The following is a 20,305-nucleotide window of genomic DNA, read 5'->3' on the forward strand; positions in this document are numbered from 1 at the left end:
AGTATCCTCCTTCTTTACGGGCGAATGATCCGACCACCTGCTGCCTTGTGGAGCCGATTCCGGACTGCTAGCCCAACCCCTTCTTCTGATAGGTCCCGTACAAAAATCTGATCTACTGTTGTCTGATCAAATCGCCGTAAACAATCGTAAAGACGTTGCGCAGCTGTTTCCATCGTTGTTCCGAGGAAACAACGGACATCGGCTTCGATGTCTTCTCCGTCAAAGAGAATGACGCCTGTCTTTTGTCCATTTTGGCGTGCTTCATCGATGAGTTGCTGCAGGAATGAGAGGTCACCCGCGACAACGGATAAAGTGGCTTCCGGTGCATAATGCGTGTACTTCATCCCTGGTGCCTTCGGTGTCTGATCCTTCATCGATAAGGCAGGATCAAGTGCCGTGTTCCCGATGACAGATTCAATCTGTTCCCGCGTCACACCGCCCGGTCGTAAAATCACCGGTGGATTCGTGGTACAGTCGATGACCGTCGATTCCACACCAATTCCGGTCTCCCCGCCATCGACGATTGCGGCGATGCGGCCCGAGAGGTCATGTGCGACGTGCGCAGATGACGTCGGTGAGGGTTTTCCGGAACGGTTGGCACTTGGTGCTGCTAGACCCAGTCCGGTCGCTTCAATCAACTGAAGCGCCAGCGGATGGTCCGGCATCCGTAATCCGATCGTATCCAGTCCTGCGGTGACGAGTGAGGATGCACGCCCGTTTGATTCTAAAATGATCGTCAAGGCACCCGGCCAAAACGTATCCATCAATTGCGCCGCGACATCCGGAATATGAGTGACGAACTGCTTTGCCTGTTCGACGGATGCGACATGGACAATCAACGGATTGTCGGAAGGTCGACCCTTCGCGGCGAAAATTCGCCGAACGGCCGTTTCGCTCGTCGCATCTCCCGCAAGACCATAGACGGTCTCCGTCGGAATCGCGACGACCTCACCTTCCTGTAATAGTCGTACCGCTTCCTTTAATGTCTCCTGCTGAATCATTTCCGTCTTCACTCTGGACAATCCTTTCGTTCCGCATACACGATACGGTCTTTACCGTTTATATCTTTTAAAATACCCGTTTCTACAGTTGGATAACGTTTTTTTAACATCATTTGCACTTCTTGTCCCTGATTGTGTCCGATTTCGAACGCAATCAGACGAAAATCATCGCGTAAGACACGTGCGCTATCTTCAAGCAGGCGGCGGTAGAATACAAGTCCGTCTTTCCCGCCAAATAAAGCAAGGTGCGGTTCATGATCAAACACGACGTCACTGAGCAATTCATCTTCTTCAATATAAGGGGGATTCGAGACAAGCACCCGGACCGAATGGTCAGCAAGCGGTGCCAGTAAGTCACCTTCCAAAAAGGTGACCTCTCCTCCAAGCGTCTGTTGATTTTCCTTTGCCACCGCAATGGCTTCCGGTGAAATATCGACCGTCGTGACCGGTTGTCCGAGTTCAAGCGCAAGCGTCAGACAAATTGCGCCGCTGCCGGTGCCGATATCGACGATTTCCCCCGGTTGGAACGTTTCGCCCTGCAGGCGTCCCGTCACGAATTCAATCAATTCCTCCGTCTCCGGGCGCGGAATGAGAACGGCCGGTGACACACGGAAATTTCGTCCGTAAAACGGTTGATATCCGATCAAATGCTGAACCGGGACACCATTTAAATGCGCCAATAAATATTCACTGAACAACAGGTCCTGTTCCGGCTCGAGTTCGTCCGACAGGCGGATCAATAATCCGGTCCGGTCGATCTGTAAAACGTGCATAAGTAACCATTCGGCACTCGAGGCCTCGCGTCCTGCCGTCACGAGCATCGTTTGTGCTTGATTGAGACGTTTTGCAATCCGCATCAGTTCGCCGCCTCCGATGCTCGGGCCTGATACTCCATCACAAGGGTATCGATGACTTCATCCATCTCGCCCTGGAGAATCCGGTCGAGTTTTTGAATCGTCAGACCGATCCGGTGATCGGTGACACGGTTTTGGGCGAAGTTATACGTCCGGATTCGCTCGGAACGGTCGCCTGTTCCGACCGCTGATTTCCGTTTTTCATCGTACTCGGCCTGTTGCTCGCGCTGAATCTTGTCGTAAACACGGGCCCGCAAGACCTTCATTGCTTTTTCTTTATTTTTAATCTGTGACTTTTCATCCTGACAGCTGGCGACGATTCCCGTCGGCACGTGTGTGACCCGGACTGCCGACTGAGTCGTGTTGACCGACTGTCCGCCCGGTCCGCTTGAAGTGAACGTATCGACGCGGACGTCCTTATCGTGAATCTCGACTTCGACATCTTCTGCTTCCGGCAGAACGGCAACAGTCGCGGTCGACGTATGAATCCGTCCGCCCGACTCGGTTGACGGAACACGTTGCACCCGGTGCGCCCCATTTTCGTATTTCAATTTCGAATAGGCCCCGCTGCCTTTGACGATGAAGATGATTTCCTTGTATCCGCCAAGCTCGGTATAACTGGCATCGATGATCTCAATCTTCCAGTTTTGTTTCTCGGCGAACTTGGAGTACATCTTAAAGAGATCACCAGCAAATAAAGCCGCTTCGTCGCCGCCTGCTGCGCCGCGGATTTCGACGATGACGTTTTTATCATCGTTCGGATCTTTTGGTAAGAGAAGAGCTTTCAGCTTCGTCTCGAGGTCCTTGATTTCCGGCTCGAGGACGGCCACTTCTTCTTTTGCGAGATCGCGCATCTCCGGGTCTGTCAACATGTGACGCGCCTCTTGGTACGCCTCCATCTTGTCACGGTAAACACGGTAGACCTCAACGGTCGGTGCGAGTTGTGACTGCTCCTTCGACACCTCACGCAATTGATTTGTATCTTTAATGATGGCTGGGTCTGCCAACAGGTCGTTCAACTTTTCATATCGGTCCTCTAACGCACTCAATCGATCTAACATTCTCGGTCATCCTTCCTGATGATTCTTCTGTCGTCAGTATAGCAAATATTCCAGCCTTTACGAAACGACCGATGATGTGTAACAGAAGCAGAGAACACTTCAACGTTCGAGAAAGGTCACATGCCTTTCCATTCGACGATCCTGATGCCTTCAGAAGCAATCGGAACTTCAAAGTAATCTGTGACTTGAAGAAATATCGCTTCCGTATCAAAAGCGGCTCGTTCCGGTTGTTCCTGACGCCGCTGAGCAATTTGACGCAAACACTGCTCATTCGTCCGATTCAAGAATATCAATTGATGGTGGGCATCGATTTCTGATACCAGGTCCAAAAACCATTTCCGCTGTTTTTTCGTATTCGCTGGAAAATCCATCACGACATCAACGCCAACAGCCAGAAGGTGTTGGACATGTTGTTTCACAAGTAGTCTCATCTGCGTTGCATGTTCGAGATAGTCGTCAAACGTTTTAATTTGATCCGGATACAGTGCGTTTAGCCATTCATCTTCTGATAGAAGAACGGCCCGTTGTTCTTCGGCAATCTGTTTGGCGGCAGTCGATTTTCCTGCACCCATTTTTCCGCAGAAAAAATAAAGTGTTCCCGTTGATTTCATCTTTTTTCCTCCGATCACGTTTCCTTCATTTTACCGGAATGAAACGAGTACGTACTGACGAATATGCCCTGTATTGACTTTCTGACAGGTTTTTCCTATAATTAGTGTACTAATTGAATTAATACACTTAAGGAGGTAAGCGAATGTTTACGGTTGATCCCAAAAGTTCACTGCCGATTTATGAGCAGCTGGTCGCCCAAATCATCCGTGCAATTGCCCGCGGCTTGCTTCGGTCCGGTGAACAGATGCCGTCTGTTCGGGAACTGGCGAGCACGTTGCTCGTCAATCCGAATACGGTGTCCCGTGCCTATCAGGAACTCGAAAGCCGGAACTTCATCGTCACGATGCGCGGCAAAGGCTCGTTCATTTCCGACCTGCCCATTGAACACGTCAAACAGGCTGCAATCCTGCCGCATGTGCAGACACTTTGTACCGTAGCGAACGAACTATCGATCTCGAATGCAGATCTCTATCAACTACTTATCCAAACAAGGGAGGATTCCTCATGTTGACCGTGTCTCACCTGACCAAACAGATTGATTCCAAAATGATTTATGAAAATGCATCGTTCACACTACCCGCCGGAACGATTACAGCATTGATCGGACGAAACGGCGCCGGGAAGACAACCTTACTGAAGACACTCGTCGGAGCACTGGAGCCGTCGCGCGGAAAAGTCGAATGGAACCAACAGTCGATCCATCACGTTCCGGCAGCCCGGCAGCATCTGTTTTTAGTCCCGGATTCGCTCGGGGTCTACCGTCAGATGACACTCGGCGAGCTGATCGGTTTTTACCATGCCTTTTATCCGAATTTCGAACGAACCTTCATCGAAAACTATTGCCGGTCCTTGAACCTCGATCGCGGACGACGTGTCACTTCGCTCTCGAAAGGTCAGGCCCAACTGTTTTTACTGCAGCTGGCGTTTGCGACGAATGCCCCGGTCCTGTTGCTCGACGAACCGACGGATGGACTGGACCGGATCAATAAACGGAATTACTTAAAACAGCTCGTGACCCTGCTTGCCGAACGTCAAACCGCCGTCCTGATCGCGTCACATCAGTTAGAGGAACTCGATTCACTGGCCGACCGGATCATGACGATCGAACAGCATCTCGTCAAAGAACCGCAAACACTCGAAGATGCGAAATCCAGCATGCAGAAATGGCAGCTCGCCTATGAGACCGTTCCGGAGTTCCAACACCACGACGTCCACGTCCTGTCCCAAACCGGACGGGTCGTCACGCTGATCGTCCGTTCGGAAGCCGGTGCCGCTTACGTTGACAAGACGAATCCGTTATTGAAAGATGCCTTACCTGTCCAACTCGAAGATTACTTTTTAGGAACGTTCGGAGGCGATCAACATGTATAAACAACTGATCCGTTATCATATCAAGCAAGGCATCTGGCCGCTCGCTTCACTGTTCCTGCTCGCCGTTTTCAGTTACGGCTTCGGCAGTTACACAGTCATCGACAACTTCGGTACATACGGCGGCGCAGAGTCCGAAATCATCCAATCCGTTCTCATCAGTCCAAGTTTTGCCGGGTTCGGTGCGATTTTAATCGCTGTTTTCGCAATCCTGCTCCTCGGTAAAGAACGGGGCAGCGGCCGGAGTCTAATGCTCCATGCACTGCCGGTCAATAAAAAAACGCTCTACTGGATCAAGTGGAGTCTCGGTGTCGCCGTCCTGCTGATTCTGCCGATCATCGGTTTCTTCGTCAGCTGGCTGATTTTGCAAGGACTCGGCGGAATCAATCCTTTCGACTATGTCAGTTTGTCCGACCTGGCACTCGACTTCGTGTCCTATTTCCTGTTCGACCTCGTCGTCTTCAGCATCTTTTTGCTCGCGGGAACGATTGCCGGTGACGTCATCGGGCAGTTACTGCTCGGTCTGTTCTTCCTGTTTTTAAACTATTTGACCTTTTTGGCGGTCGTTGCCATCACGACGCTCGGATTCGGTCTCGCAGAAGAGGGAAATTCGTCGTTTGATTTCCTGACAACGACGGCTTCCCCGTTCACCTTGTTGTTCCAGGACGAACAGTTGATCAGCGCCTTGATATTCAACCTGGTCTTACTGGTCATCTTAATCAGTTGCGGCAGTCTGCTGTATGTCAAAAGCGAAAACGAACGTCTTGGTCGTTTCACGGTTTTCCCGAAGATTCATCCGTTGTTGATCATCGTGTTTTCTGTCTATACGACTGTTTTACTCGCTGCCGTCATCGGCATCATCTCGTCTGAAAATCAATTTCTCTACTGGCTTGCCGTCGCGATTCTCGCCTGGCCCGCTTTCAGTTCCTATCGCCGGATGATTGGGTGGAAACGTTAATTCCGTGCTACACTATCCCCAATACTTCAGATAAAGGACGGAATCGATCATGCCCAAATATCTTCAGATCTATCAACAATTGGTCGACCGGATCCAGAACGGAACGTTACCGGCCGAAACAAAACTCCCTTCCGAAACGGAACTGATGCAGGAATTCGGCGCCAGCCGCGGAACAGTCCGAAAAGCCATCGATGCCCTGCAGGACAAGGGCTTCGTCCGCAAACACCAGGGAAAAGGAGTCTTCGTACTCAGTCAGGATGCGATTGCCTTTCAGTTCAACGGCATCGTCAGCTTTTCGGAAGCAAACCGGCAAATCGGCGAACATGACGTCAAGACCGATGTCATTTCCTGTGAGCTGCTCGAAGCGACCGAGGAACTTGCCCAGTTGTTCCATGTCACGCCCGGTACGTCGCTCACGCAGGTCAAACGGGTCCGGTCGATTGACGGGGAGCGGGTCATCTTTGATATCAACCTGTTCATGACGTCCCTCGTCCCCGGTTTGACGAAAGAAATTGCCGGTGCGTCGATTTATGCGTATATCGAACAGACACTCGGACGGCAGATCAGTTATGCCAAACGAAAAATCGAGGCCCAACCCGCGACGGCGGAAGATCAGCAGTATCTGGATCTCGAGGGCACCTCCCATGTCATCGTCATTACGAATGATACGTATTATTACGAGGGTCAGCATTTTGAACGGACACAGTCGCGTCACCGGCTCGATAAGTTTCAATTCACGGATATTGCCCGCCGCTAAGGACTCTAAACTCAGAGTCCTTTTTTTGTTTTTTTGAACGAAACGTTCATTCTTCCATTTGAATGTTATATTATAAAAATGTGAACCAAATTTTAGGTTTCTTTTTATATTTTTTAACTGGAGGTTTTGCCATTGCCATTTATGAAAGGACTACATACTTTACTAAAACGCGGTCAGGACGTATCCACCATTGATGAACACTTCATGGAAAACCATCCAGATGCGATTTATACGCTCGACATATTAGGACGTGTTACGCGTCTAAACGATAAAACATCCCTATTACTGGGCTATACGAGAGACGCTTTAATGAACCACTTCAAACATTTTGTTCATCCGGACGATCAAGACAGCACAGTGTTCCATTTTCAACAGGTCATGCAGGGAAAAAGCGAGACGTATACGGTACGCATCCGGCATTCGAAAGGTCATTATCTGGAAATGATGATTGTCAATATTCCGATCTTCGCCAATGGTCTGATTGTTGGAGCTTATGGAATTGCTCGCGATTTAACAACAAACCGACTGATGAGACAGCAGATGGACTCGATTCAGTTTGATCAGCAATTGGTCGAAACACTTCCGGGAATCGCCCTGGCCGCATTCAATGAGCACGGTAACTTGTTGCGCTCCTCCGACTCGTTCGCGGAATTATTCGGAGTTCGGCCCGAACAGCTCAAACATTTGTCTAAACAAGAGTTTTTACAACGGATTCATCCTGCTGACCAACAGGAGTTTCGTGAATATCTCGATCTGTTGAAAACAAACCGTTGTTTGCCTTCACTCGACATCGAAACACGTGTCCTTCATCCACAGCATGGTTATCAGGATATCTTCTGCCGATGTGCGTTCCGGCAAGATGACCGGCAACAACAGGCAGAGCTCGCTTGTGTTATCTACAATCTTTCGGAACACAAATCATTAGATAAACAACTTCATGATGAAAAAGAAAAGTTTTTAACGTTCCAACAAGTGTCGACGAGTGCGATTTACCGATACGATATTGATCAAAAAAAGATTGATTTTCACACACGGGGATTTGAAAATATCTTTGAAGGATTGTTGCACCGGCACCAACAGGTCGATGGGCTCTGGATCGAGGATTTGATTCTTCCCGAAGATCGATCAAAAGTCGAAGCGAGTTATCACCGGGTTCTCGCCAATCATGAGTCCGAAGTCTCCTATCGGATCCGTCACGATGAGATGATTCATTGGATTTTAGAAAACCGGACACCGATCCGTGGCGCAGACGGTGTCGTCTCCGCTTTCCAAAGTGTCATTCAGGACATCACACAGTTAAAACAACAGGAAGAGAAAATTTTTCAACTGGCGATGCATGACCGGGTGACGGGACTGCCGAACCGGACACTGGTTCTTGAACAAATGAACCAATGGATTGCTACTTATCCCACGTTCAGCGTCTTGACGGTCAGTTACAATGCCTTACAGGACATCAATCATGATTTCGGTTATCCGATTGGGGATAAGTGGTTGTCAAAAACAGCAACACAATTGTTACACCACCTGCCGACTGCTTCTTACTTTGGTCACCTCTACGGAGACGAATACATCGTCCTGTTCCCGAACGTCGTCGAAGAATGTTCGATCAACAAGATTTGTGAACAATTGATTGAACTGTCCAAACAAAAGATCGTCATCGATTCCTATGAATGGTACCCGTCAATCGGCATCGGTGTGAGCCGTTTTCCGGAAGATGCGGATTCGGCGGAAGACCTTGTCAAAACAGCGAGCATCGCTCTCGGTCGGGCCCGTGTGAATGAATACAGCGTCTATTCCTCGACGTTCAATATCGAGACTTACCGGCGTCATCAGCTTCAAAAAAGTATCCGGACAGCTATCCGCCGGAATGAACTGTTCCTCGAGTACCAGCCGAAGGTTAACGCCTGGTCCGGAACGATCGTCGGAGCCGAGGCATTGATCCGCTGGCAACATCCGGACTGGGGCCGGATTCCGCCAAACGATTTCATCCCGTTGTCCGAGGAAAGCGAGATGCATATCCTGATCGCCGACTGGGTGCTCGAAGAAACATGCCGGAACATCAACCAATGGATTCTTGCCGACTTACCGATCGTTCCGGTCTCGATCAATGTTTCTCCCAAACGTCTGATTCACGGAAACTTTGCCGAGACCTGCCAGGAGACACTCCAACGCTTCGGTGTTTCCCCAAGCATGCTTGAAATCGAGATTCTCGAGACCGATGTCCTGTTTGATAACAGTAAAATTCAACAGTCGCTTCAGATGCTCAGCCAAATGGGGATCAAGATCGCCCTCGATGACTTCGGAAAAGGATACTCGTCGATTTCTTACCTGCAACAGTATCCAATCGACACGATTAAGATTGACCGGCAGTTCGCGACGACGTTGGTCCAAGATAAAAAAACGCAATCCGTCGTCCGGAGTGTCCTCTTCATGGCCAAGGAATTCGGAATGGATGTCGTCGCAGAAGGCGTCGAGACGATGGGACAACTTCACTTCCTACGGGGACTCGAATGTACAACTATTCAAGGCTACCTGTTCAGTAAACCCCTGCCAAAAGCAGATTTCGAACAGGCGATGCGTAGGCGGCAAATTGCAGCGACGGAAGCGATGACTTCTCCGATCAGCACCCGGACAATCGATGCTTCGATTACGATTCAACGGTTGAACGGACAGGATATCCACGTCGGTCGAACAAATATCGCAGTCTCCAAAGGGACCATGCATAGTGTCTCCTTCTATTCCCCGCTACATCTGCCTGTTCATGAAGGGATTGAACTCGTTTTGATTTTGAAGCAACAGCCGATTCCGGTCCGACCGCTTCAGGCGATCGAACTGGATAACGGTCAGATCGAATATGAATGTCAGTACTTGGATGTGAAGCAGTCCCACTTCGTCTTTGAGGCGCTGCAATCTTCCTAAAGACACTGTTACCGACGATCTTACTGTTAAGCTGCAAAATCATATGATTAAAAAGGACCGGCTTTCGAGTCGGTCTTTTTTAATGGAATTAAACCGCTCTCCAACTTATCTATATAAGTTGTTGACTTAACTTATATAGATAAGTTAAGATGAGTGTGCGCATATAAGAAAACGTTTTCATTTCAAAAGAAGTCTTCAGTTCAATCCAAAAGGAGAATGTGAGATGAAACCCAACTATCGGCAAATTGCAGAACAGATTATCGAACGAATCGGTGGCAAAGATAACGTCGAGCAGGCAGCCCACTGTGTCACCCGCCTTCGTTTAACACTGAAAGATCAAAGTCTCGTCGAGCAGGAAGCATTGCTTGAAGTCCCGCTCGTCAAAGGCGCTTTCCTGAATGCGGGTGTCTATCAAATCGTCATCGGCGCAGGTGACGTCGACCGTGTGTACGCTGAATTCATTCAATTGACCGGCTTACAGGCAACGACGATCGCCGACGTTAAATCGTCCGGTGCTTCGAAAATGAATCCGTTCCAAAAATTGATCAAAGTCTTTTCTGATGTCTTCATGCCGATCATCCCGGCCATCATCGTCGCCGGACTGTTAATGGGAATTAACAATCTTTTCGGCATCGAGTTTGGCGGCAAGACGATGATCGAACGGTATCCGAACCTGCAGGGCTTATGGGATCTCATCAACATGATGGCGAACACAGCCTTCGTCTTCCTGCCGGCCCTGGTCGGCTGGTCCGCTACGAAACGCTTTGGTGGCAGTGAAATCCTCGGGATTGTCATGGGACTGATGCTCGTCCATCCGGATCTTCTCAATGCCTGGAATTATGGACAAAGTGCCCTCAAAGGCGACATTCCGACATTCAATATCCTCGGCTTATTCGAAATCGAAAAAGTCGGCTATCAAGGACAGATTTTACCTGTCCTCGCTGCCGCTTACGTCTTAAGTACAATCGAACGTTGGTTGAAAAATCGTGTTCCAAATGCGATTCAACTCCTTGTCGTTCCGATTACGACGATTACGTTAACAGGTTTTCTTGCCCTTGCCGTCATCGGTCCGGTCACGCGCCAAATCGGGGACTGGATTACGATCGGCGTCGTTAATACATTTGAAGCTGTTCCATTGCTCGGCGCTCTATTGTTTGGTGCGCTTTACGCCCCACTCGTCATTACGGGGATGCACCATATGTTCATCGCGGTCGATCTGCAATTGATCGGTCAAAGCGGGACAACATTCATCTGGCCGATGATTGCGATTTCGAATATCGCCCAAGGATCAGCGACACTTGCGATGTTGTTCCTTGCGAAAAACGTCAACGATAAAAACATGGCATCAACTTCTGCCATCTCGGCTTACTTCGGGATTACAGAACCTGCCATGTTCGGGGTCAATCTCCGGTTCAAGTATCCGTTTTATGCGGCACTTGTCGGATCCGCGATTGCTTCCTCGTTCATCGCAGTCAGCGGTGTACTCGCACCGGCGATCGGTGTCGGTGGTCTTCCGGCGTTCATCTCGATTGTTCCGGGATCGATTCTGTCGTTCATCATCGGAATGGTTATCGCGATCATCGTTCCGATCGTCTGTACGTTCCTGTTCCATTATGTCTCGACCAAACGTGCCCGCAAAGCGGCACTCAAAGAGGCAGCTTAAGTTTTAGAAAGGTGTGACCTGATATGACCCTTATGACAACCGACTGGCGTAAATCCGCCGTCTATCAAATCTATCCAAAAAGTTTTTACAGTCCGGAAGGCAAACCGACCGGCACTTTACGCGGCGTGACCGCAAAACTCGATTACTTGGCGGAGCTCGGCGTCGATTATCTTTGGCTGACGCCGGTCTACGCGTCACCACAGCGCGACAACGGCTATGACGTCAGTGACTATTATGCGATTGATCCGTCTTACGGCACGATGACAGACTTCGATCAATTGATTGCGGAAGCCGGTAAACGCCAGTTATCCGTCATGATGGATATCGTCGTCAATCACTGTTCGACCGATCACGAGTGGTTCCGGCAAGGACGACATCCGGACAGCCCCTACCACGACTACTTCATCTGGCGGGACGAACCGACGGATTGGGTATCGAAATTCGGCGGACCTGCCTGGTCGTTTGACGAGGTGGCCGGCAAGTATTACCTGCATCTGTTTGACGAAACTCAGGCCGATCTCAACTGGGAAAACCCGGCACTCCGGGAAGCTGTCTATCAGATGATGTGCTTCTGGCGTGATAAAGGTGTCCGCGGTTTCCGGCTCGATGTCATCAACTTGATTTCAAAAGACGACAGTTTCGCCAATGACCCGACCGGTGACGGACGGAAACACTACACGGACGGTCCACGTGTCCATGACTATCTGCAGGAGATGAATCAACGCGTCTTTGCCGGTCATGATTTAATGACCGTCGGCGAGATGTCGTCGACGACACTCGATCATTGCCTCCGTTATTCGAATCTGAATGAGCAGGAGCTGAAGATGACGTTCAACTTCCATCATCTGAAAGTCGATTATCCGAACGGGGAGAAATGGACGGCGGCGCCGTTCGATTTCCTGGAACTGAAACGGATTATCTCCGACTGGCAGGTCGGAATGCAGGGAAATGCCTGGAATGCGATTTTCTGGTGTAATCATGATCAGCCCCGTGTCGTCAGCCGGTTTGGGGACGATACGGTTTACCGGGTCGAAAGTGCGAAGATGCTCGCGACGACGTTGCACGGTTTGCAAGGAACACCGTACATCTATCAGGGCGAGGAAATCGGTACACCGAATCCGGACTTCACGGATCTGACCGATTACCGGGATGTCGAGACACTGAACGCGTATACCGAAAAAGCGGCGCTTAGGGAGACGGAAGCAGACATTTTGGCAGCCATCCGTCAGAAATCCCGCGATAATGCCCGGACACCGATGCAGTGGGACGCTTCACCGCACGCCGGTTTCTCGACAGCGACACCGTGGATTCCGGTTCCTGAAAACCATACCTCGATCAATGTCGAAGCGGCTCTCGCCGACCCGGACTCGGTCTTCTATCATTACAAGCAGCTGATTCACCTGCGCAAACAGTATGACGTCTTGACGAACGGAAGTTACCGGCTTCTGACACCGGACGATCTCTCGCTTTGGGCGTACGAACGGGCGACCGACGACGAACAACTTCTCGTCCTGTCGAACTTTTACGGCACGGACCGTCCGTTCACGTTACCGGACGAGTGGCTCGACTATCAGGTATTGATTCAGAACTATCCGGAGGTTTCAGAGAAATCCGGACAGCTTATCTTACGGCCATACGAATCCGTCATGCTGTACCGGACGGTCTGACTACACAAAACCCCGCACTCTCAATGAGAATGCGGGGTTTTTCTTACATGCAGTGATCTTTAGGATACGCGCCGGTTAGCTTCCTCCCGTTTCAGCTGTTCGCGGAACAGCCTTGTTTCCGCAATGACGACACCGGACAGACCAATCAAACCGATCAAGTTCGGAATGGCCATCAGTCCGTTGAAAACATCGGAAATCGCCCAGACCATATTCAAGTTCGTCGTCATCGCCCCAAGTCCCGCGACGAGAACAAACAGAACCCGGTACGGTAAAATCGACTTTTGACCAAACAGGTAATAGATCGATTTTTCTCCGTAGTAGGACCATCCGAGGACGGTCGAGAAGGCGAACATGACAAGACCAATTGTCACGATATACTTCCCGGCCGGTCCAAGGAACACTTCAAAGCTGGCGGTCGTCAATTCGACCCCTTCGAGCTTTTTATCAAGTTGACCACCCATGACGAGCGTCAATCCGGTCATCGAACAGACGACAAGTGTATCAAGGAAAACCTGTGTCATCGAGACGAGTGCCTGCCGTCCCGGAAAATCCGTTTTCGCAGCAGCGGCGGCAATAGGTGCAGAACCGAGACCCGCTTCATTCGAGAAGACTCCGCGGGCGACCCCGTAACGAATTGCGGCACCAATGGCACCACCCGTAATCGCTTCGTTCGAGAACGTACTGCTGAAGATCGTCGCGAGTGCTCCAGGAATCAGATCAAAGTTCATGACCATGATGAGGAGTCCGCTTCCGACATAAAAGAAAATCATGAACGGTACAAAGTAACTGACGACTCTCCCGATTGATTTGACCCCACCGAGAATGACGACCCCCGTCGCCACCATCAGGACAATCCCCGTTACATACAACGGCACGTCGAACGTTGATTTCATCGCCAGCGCAACCGAGTTGGTCTGAACACCGTTTCCGATTCCGAAGGCGGCGAGCGACGCGAACGCGGCAAACAACACGCCGAGCCATTTTTGTTTTAATCCCCGCTCGAGATAGTACATCGGCCCCCCGGCCATCTGTCCTTTCTCATCAACGACCCGGTACTTGACGGCAAGAATCGCCTCGGCATATTTCGTCGCCATCCCGAACAATCCGGATAACCACATCCAGACGATCGCGCCCGGTCCCCCGAGGACGACGGCTGTCGCAACTCCGACGATATTCCCCGTACCGACCGTCGCTGCGAGTGCCGTCATTAAAGCTTGAAAATGGCTGATGTCCCCTTCCGACGTATCGTCCTGATGTTTCGAGAATGCCAGTTTCAAGGCATACGGAAGTTTGGTGATCTGAATGAATCCGAGTCGTATCGTCAAGTAAATCCCCGTACCGACCAAAAAGATGAGCAACGGCGGACCCCAGACGAAATCCGATACCGCACCAATCCAATCACTGAACGATGTTCCCATTCTAATCCCCTCCTTCAATCTATTATGTACTTTTCTATTTTTTCAGAATTTACAGATAACTGTCAATGATTAATTTTTTGTGCAGACGATTGTTCTCTTATATTCTTATATTTTTTTTACTGCTCATTAAAAAGCAATCATCCGTCCGGAGTAATCCGGGAGACGATTGCTTCTTTAGGTAAATCAGATTTTTTATTGATTACCGTTCGGCAATTCCTGTGCATTTTTAGCTTCTTTCGGCAACTCAATTGATTTAATATCATTGAATTTCGAGAACGTTGATTCGTTTTTCATTGTAAACTCTGTTCCTTCTTGAATCTCGAACGCCATTTCCATATCCAATGTTTTTGGATAATACGTTTTCGCATCATACGTCATCGAGTATTCCATCTTTTTATAATCGACTTGATCCATGACATCTTTCATCTGCGCAAGTTGTCCCGACTGTTCGAGCGAATCCTTCATGAACGCTTTTAGTTGATCGCCCTTTAGATCAACATCAATTTGATAGACATCGCCCTCTTTTTTCATCGTCCAATTATCTTTATATTTTTTGAGCAACTTCAGGCTTTGTTCAGTTGAGGCTGATGTCTCCATGTTTTTCAACATATCCCCTAGTTCTGCTGTATCTTGAACTAACCATTGCCCGGCTTGTGATATATACATTTTGTCATCGACTAAATACAATTCTGTGTCTACGTCAGTGCCATCTTCAGCATTTTTCATCGTCATTTTCTGATACATCGTTATTGGTTTTTGGATAATGTCTGCCGAAACCTTCTGACTCATCGGCATTCCGCCAATTTCAGACGTCATGTCACTGTCCATATGAAACGACTTGATGTTCTCTTGGGCACTGGATGCTTTTTTCAGCAACTCCGTATTCGAAAGCTGTTTCGATCCAGTCTCTCCTTGACCATCTTCTATCGTCTGGTCATTACATCCTGCCAGCCCAATTGTCGCCGTGAGGAGACCGACTGTCATCCACCTTGTCTTCTTCATCGTCATTCCTCCTTGAAATTGATTATCTTTATTTACGACTTATCACTGGAAAATGTTTCAAAACCATTTCTTATACTATTACCGTTCTGACTCTTTTTTACTCATCAAACTGAACGTCCCTTTGCCAAACGTAAAGTTTCTTTGATGATTCTTAACAAAACTTTACATCGGTCAAATGTGCGTTTTACACTCCAACGCTAGAGTTAGTCCTGTAGATCTGAACCGTACTCATTTTCCTGAAGGAGGAACCATTCATGACCTTGAAACGAATCATTCCTGTCCTAGCTTTATCGACCCTTTCCTTAAGCACGATGGTCTCGATGAACGATGCCGAAGCAAAAACGAAGCACGCGAAATCACCGGAAATCCGGAACGTCATCTTCCTGATCGGAGACGGGATGGGCGTCTCGTATACATCAGCCCATCGTTACTTAAAGAATGACCCTTCGACGCCACTGGCCGAAAAAACGGCGTTCGATCAGTATCTCGTCGGACAACAGATGACGTATCCGGAAGATCCGCAACAAAACGTCACGGACTCCGCTTCTGCCGCGACGGCGATGTCATCCGGCGTCAAAACATACAATGCGGCGATTGCGGTCGACAATGATAAATCGGAAGTTAAGACGGTTCTCGAAGCAGCGAAAGAACGCGGAAAATCCACGGGTCTCGTCGCAACATCGGAAATCACGCACGCAACGCCGGCTTCGTTCGGCGCACACGATGAGAACCGGAAAAATATGAATGCAATTGCCGACGATTACTTTAAGGAACGGGTCAACGGTAATCATAAGATTGATGTCCTCCTCGGTGGCGGAAAATCCAACTTCGTCCGACCGGACGTCGACTTGACGAAGTCGTTTAAAAAAGACGGCTACAGTTACGTCACGAATCTGGATCAACTGCAGACAGATCAAAACAAGCAGGTCCTCGGTCTGTTTGCAGACGGCGGACTGCCGAAGCGCATCGACCGTGAAAACACGGTTCCGTCCCTTGAGAAGATGACGAACTCCGCCATCAAACGTCTTGATTCCAACAAAAAAGGCTTTTTCCTGATGGTCGAAGGCAGTCAGATCGACTGGGCCGGTCATGACAATGACATCGTCGGAGCGATGAGCGAAATGGAAGACTTCGAACGCGCCTTTAAAGCGGCAATTGCTTTCGCGAAAAAAGACAAGCATACACTCGTCGTCGCGACGGCCGATCATTCGACCGGCGGTTATTCAATCGGCGCGGACGGAATTTATAACTGGTTCGCCGAGCCTATCAAAGCGGCGAAAAAGACACCGGACTTCATGGCGGAAAAAATTATCAACGGAGCGGATGTCCGTCAGACGTTGACGACGTATATCGACCAAAAGAAACTTGCCTTGACGGAAGACGAAATCGGATCCGTCATTCGTGCAGCGGAGTCGCAGAAACTGCTTGATATCGATAATGCCATCGAAGCGATCTTTAATGAACGGTCACATACCGGCTGGACGACAGGCGGACATACCGGGGAGGATGTTCCGGTCTATGCCTTCGGTCCCGCGAAGGAACGATTCGCCGGACAAGTCGATAATACGGATCACGCCAAAATCATATTCGACTTGCTGAAGTCAAAGAAATAAGGAGTCTTTCATGAAACAATTAGTTGTTCTCCTGACGCTCGGAACGATTCTTTCCGGTTGCGGGAATCCGGTCCAAGAGGCAAAACAACCGGTGTCCCTTCCAAAACAGGAGCAGGTATCGATTGAAAAAACAGCCGCTTACGTCCCGAATCCGCAATTACCGGATGACCGGAAACTGACGAAAGTCGACGCATCAATTGCCGATGACAAAGGTGAATTGACATTAAAACAGTTTGTCCGTCCGGATGTAACACGTACGATCGGACCGATCAGGATGAAAGTCGAAGAAGTCAAAGTATTCCATGCCCGTCCGAGTTACGGGATGATTGACTTCTTTCACGGTTTCACCCATGACGAATCCTTTGATCTCGTCAAGACACGGGTAACGATTACGAATACGGGTAATGAGCCGGTCACATTTAATCCCGTCGCTCACTTTAAACTCGATACCAAGATCGAGAAGACGATCGAGGATGATATCTATCTTGAGTCGCTCGCTGCAACCTATGCTCCGGATGAAACACGGAGCGGAAACTTCGGATTCATCCTCGAACAACCGCTCTCCTACGTCGACTGGTTGACGAGTGACGTCCTGAGTACGAAACGTGATGTCCTTGGAAAAGGTTCGTCCCTTTCTTTGCGCTTATAATGCTAAAAGACCAAAAGACGATCCCTTCCTGTTTTACCGGAAAGGATCGTCTTCTTTTTTAGTAAAGAGCCGGGATTTGTTCTGCCGGCATCGGCCGGCCAAAGTAATACCCTTGCATCCGCGAGCATTCCAACCGGTTCAGGACGTTGACCTGTTCAAGTGTCTCGACACCTTCGGCGATGACTTCAAGATGAAGCGACTTCGCTAAGTGAATGATGGACGAAATCATCGAGTAACCGGTCGTTGCCGGCTGGATTTTTTCGACGAACTCACGCGGAATCTTTAATGTGTCGATCGGGAAATCCGCCAACCGCGATAAGGACGAGTAACCGGTTCCGAAATCATCAATCGAAATCGTGAAGCCGAGGTCCTTCAGACGATTCATCGTCAAGACGGTCTCTTCGATGTCTTCAACGGCTGAGACTTCCGTGATTTCAAGATCAATCCGGGTCGGATCGACTTTTGTTTCTTCGATCAGCCGAATCAACGTCAGGACGAACGTCGGATGATGAAACTGTTGCATCGAAACATTGAGTCCGACTTTTAAGTTCAGACCGTCATCCTGCCACTGTTTTGCCTGTAAAAATCCTTCGCGCAAGACCCATTCCCCGAGCCGGATAATCATCCCGGCTTCTTCCGCCATCGGAATAAAATCGTTTGGTGTAATCATTCCGAGTTCCGGATGATTCCAGCGGATCAGTCCTTCAACGCCGACCATCTTGTACGTGACCGTATCGACTTGCGGCTGATAATGTAAAATCAACTGATTGGTTTCGATAGCAATCGGCAGCTCCGACTCGAGTCGCAAGCGGTAGGACGCTTTTTCGGCAATATCTTCAAAGAAGATAATAGATTTGCCGCCACCCGTTTTCGCCTGATACATCGCAAGATCGGCCTGCTTCAATAACGTCACGACATGTTTTTCCGACGTCCGCCGGCAGCTGACCGCTCCAATACTTGGATTGGAAATCAATTCGATTCCTTCAATCGCATACGTTCGTTTTAAATCATCCAGCAGACGGGCCGTACGGCATCTCGCCTGATCATCCGACGTGACATTCCGCAGGATGACAGTAAACTCGTCTCCTCCTTGCCGGGCAACGAGATCGTCCGGTTCGGCGGCTTCTTGGAGGCGTTTTGCCACTTGAATCAGTAACTGATCCCCGACATGGTGACCAAACGAATCATTGACGAGTTTAAAGTCGTCGAGATCAATGAAACAGAGGACGATCGTCTCATCGGCTTGTTCCGTTTCGATTAAATGGTGCAACACTTCTTCAAAGTAAGTCCGGTTGATGGCACCGGTCAAATGATCATAATAGGCAAGCCGGCGAATCTTTAATTCATTTTCCCTAATTGTCGTGATATCCTGACCAATCCCGTACATTCCGACGAACCGGTCCCGGACGCGAATCGGAATGTTGGTTACGTTCAGCAACACATCCGGACCGCCGGATTTTTGGAAAATAGTTTCAAATTGCTGTGCTGTCGCCTTGTCTGTCGACGTCTGTTGCCATGTCGTGAACTGACGATACGTTTTACCGACTAACTCTTCCGCATGCTGCTCCGTTAATTTTTCAAAAGACGGATTCGCGCTCTCAATCCGTCCTTTCAGATCAAGGGAATAGACGGCATCCGGATGGTACGTGAACAACGACTTGTAGCGTTCTTCACTGACTTCCAGCTCATCCGCCTTTTCATGAATTTCCTGAATCAGTTCCTGGTGACTTAAAATCATCAGAATCTGGCGGACTAAAATCAGAAGAATCGTGACAGCACAACCAATCATCAACCCGTTTAAGGCTTCGTCCCGACGCGCATAGAAAGCCATCGTCAAAAACAGCAGAATAACCAGTAAATACGGTAAAAATAACTTTCCGACCTGCACTTTTATCCGTTGTTTCGACTGTCTGTCTTCTTTTGAATCTACCGGACTAACGATATGCCCCGAGACACCGATCATCAGTAATCCAAGGATGAATAACGGGTCAATCAACCGGATCGCATTGTCTCCACTGACGGTCGTCATATAGACAAATAACGTGTCCGCTCCAACCTGAAGTAACAGTCCGGCAAATAGAAACTGAAACAAGCGCCGCCGTTCGTACCACTCTTTTTTCTCGAACAGATAATAAATACTGATCATACAAAATAACAAAACGATGTCGCACAACGGATAAGCAAAGGCTAACATCACCTCGGCGTTCGATGCGAACGGTGTATCAAACAACGGCCGGATCAGGAAATACCAACTGTACGTGACCGCCACCGTCATGACGATGGCAATATCAAAAATAAAGCTGAGCAACCGATTTTTCGTAACGTGCCGGTGAATTAAATGAATGAAGGCGATTAAAAAGAAAACAGACTGCAAAACATAAAAAATATCTGATACACCGGGAAACGGTACGTCGACTTGCAGGATGTTTTCATAGGTCAACCAGATGATTTCCGCAATCAGATAACTGCCAATCCCGCAGGCCAGGTACAGAAAAAACCGCCCTTCCTGCTGATTCGGATCTCGTTGCGCCCGAACCAACAGGATGGTCGCGAACAGACAGCCGAAAATCGAGAATAAGTTACTTCCCCAAGACACCCATTCTGATTGCTGATTAAAAACAAGGAGCCAAATATAATATCCCGCAATGAATCCGACGATTCCAGGCAGATAATACGATTTATTCACACCACCCATGGATTGTTTCCTCCCTTTGCGAACAGTCTTTCTCTTTTGATTAGGGATGATGTCAGCGAAGTCCTGCG

16 protein-coding genes are annotated in these 20,305 nt (G+C 49.1%); 9 read left to right on the plus strand and 7 right to left on the minus strand.

Translation table 11 applies throughout. The features are described 5' to 3' along the window. Positions 1-14: 14 nt before the first annotated feature. The 4 genes from EXIG_RS13700 to EXIG_RS13715 all read right to left on the minus strand — a co-directional run bounded on the left by EXIG_RS13700 (position 15) and on the right by EXIG_RS13715 (position 3,527). Positions 15-1,013, minus strand: a complete 999-nt coding sequence (locus tag EXIG_RS13700; protein ID WP_012371561.1) for an L-threonylcarbamoyladenylate synthase — start codon at positions 1,011-1,013, stop codon at positions 15-17. After that, positions 1,010-1,858, minus strand: a complete 849-nt coding sequence (prmC, locus tag EXIG_RS13705; protein ID WP_012371562.1) for a peptide chain release factor N(5)-glutamine methyltransferase — start codon at positions 1,856-1,858, stop codon at positions 1,010-1,012. Before prmC ends, EXIG_RS13700 begins: the two co-directional genes overlap by 4 nt. After that, positions 1,858-2,916, minus strand: coding sequence for a peptide chain release factor 1 (gene prfA, locus EXIG_RS13710; protein WP_012371563.1), 1,059 nt, complete (start codon positions 2,914-2,916; stop codon positions 1,858-1,860). Before prfA ends, prmC begins: the two co-directional genes overlap by 1 nt. Positions 2,917-3,032: 116 nt before the next feature. Next, positions 3,033-3,527 carry a P-loop nucleotide/nucleoside kinase family protein gene (locus EXIG_RS13715; protein ID WP_012371564.1) on the minus strand — a complete coding sequence of 165 codons (495 nt, stop codon included), beginning with the start codon at positions 3,525-3,527 and terminating at the stop codon, positions 3,033-3,035. Positions 3,528-3,670: 143 nt separating this feature from the next. Between EXIG_RS13715 and EXIG_RS13720 the strand changes: the two genes are divergently transcribed. From EXIG_RS13720 to treC, 7 genes are all read left to right on the plus strand, one after another. Beyond that, the gene (locus EXIG_RS13720) at positions 3,671-4,039 is read left to right on the plus strand and encodes a GntR family transcriptional regulator (protein ID WP_012371565.1); all 369 of its coding nucleotides are present in this window, start codon (positions 3,671-3,673) and stop codon (positions 4,037-4,039) included. After that, positions 4,033-4,899, plus strand: a complete 867-nt coding sequence (locus EXIG_RS13725; RefSeq protein WP_012371566.1) for an ABC transporter ATP-binding protein — start codon at positions 4,033-4,035, stop codon at positions 4,897-4,899. The genes EXIG_RS13720 and EXIG_RS13725 overlap by 7 nt, the downstream gene beginning before the upstream one ends. Further along, positions 4,892-5,854, plus strand: a complete 963-nt coding sequence (locus EXIG_RS13730; protein ID WP_012371567.1) for an ABC transporter permease subunit — start codon at positions 4,892-4,894, stop codon at positions 5,852-5,854. Before EXIG_RS13725 ends, EXIG_RS13730 begins: the two co-directional genes overlap by 8 nt. A 46-nt stretch (positions 5,855-5,900) precedes the next feature. Then, positions 5,901-6,611, plus strand: a complete 711-nt coding sequence (gene treR, locus EXIG_RS13735) for a trehalose operon repressor (RefSeq protein ID WP_041261741.1) — start codon at positions 5,901-5,903, stop codon at positions 6,609-6,611. Between the two features lie 204 nt (positions 6,612-6,815). Continuing rightward, a complete protein-coding gene (locus tag EXIG_RS13740) occupies positions 6,816-9,530 on the plus strand; it encodes a sensor domain-containing protein (RefSeq protein ID WP_167315857.1) in 2,715 nt (904 codons plus the stop codon). A 223-nt stretch (positions 9,531-9,753) separates the two neighbouring features. After that, the gene (treP, locus tag EXIG_RS13745) at positions 9,754-11,193 is read left to right on the plus strand and encodes a PTS system trehalose-specific EIIBC component (protein ID WP_012371570.1); all 1,440 of its coding nucleotides are present in this window, start codon (positions 9,754-9,756) and stop codon (positions 11,191-11,193) included. Between the two features lie 23 nt (positions 11,194-11,216). Next, positions 11,217-12,860 (plus strand): alpha,alpha-phosphotrehalase, encoded by a 1,644-nt coding sequence (gene treC / locus EXIG_RS13750; RefSeq protein WP_012371571.1) that lies wholly within the window; start codon positions 11,217-11,219, stop codon positions 12,858-12,860. Positions 12,861-12,919: 59 nt separating this feature from the next. Here treC and EXIG_RS13755 read toward each other — a convergent pair whose 3' ends face one another. Both EXIG_RS13755 and EXIG_RS13760 read right to left on the minus strand, forming a co-directional pair. Then, a complete protein-coding gene (locus EXIG_RS13755; protein ID WP_012371572.1) occupies positions 12,920-14,278 on the minus strand; it encodes an alanine/glycine:cation symporter family protein in 1,359 nt (452 codons plus the stop codon). Positions 14,279-14,470: 192 nt separating this feature from the next. After that, positions 14,471-15,280, minus strand: a complete 810-nt coding sequence (locus tag EXIG_RS13760) for a DUF6612 family protein (protein ID WP_012371573.1) — start codon at positions 15,278-15,280, stop codon at positions 14,471-14,473. 311 nt (positions 15,281-15,591) lie between these two features. On the opposite strand from EXIG_RS13760, the gene EXIG_RS13765 reads away from it, so the two are divergent. Both EXIG_RS13765 and EXIG_RS13770 read left to right on the plus strand, forming a co-directional pair. Further along, positions 15,592-16,893, plus strand: a complete 1,302-nt coding sequence (locus EXIG_RS13765; protein WP_376778101.1) for an alkaline phosphatase — start codon at positions 15,592-15,594, stop codon at positions 16,891-16,893. 10 nt (positions 16,894-16,903) lie between these two features. Then, positions 16,904-17,542, plus strand: a complete 639-nt coding sequence (locus EXIG_RS13770) for a DUF4352 domain-containing protein (protein ID WP_012371575.1) — start codon at positions 16,904-16,906, stop codon at positions 17,540-17,542. A gap of 58 nt (positions 17,543-17,600) precedes the next feature. Here the strand turns inward: EXIG_RS13770 and EXIG_RS13775 are convergent, their stop codons facing one another. After that, complete coding sequence (locus tag EXIG_RS13775; RefSeq protein WP_012371576.1) at positions 17,601-20,237, minus strand: putative bifunctional diguanylate cyclase/phosphodiesterase; 2,637 nt, start codon at positions 20,235-20,237, stop codon at positions 17,601-17,603. Between the last annotated feature and the right edge of the window lie 68 nt (positions 20,238-20,305).

It is taken from the genome of Exiguobacterium artemiae 255-15 (assembly GCF_000019905.1).
Classification (GTDB): Bacteria; Bacillota; Bacilli; order Exiguobacteriales; family Exiguobacteriaceae; genus Exiguobacterium_A; species Exiguobacterium_A artemiae.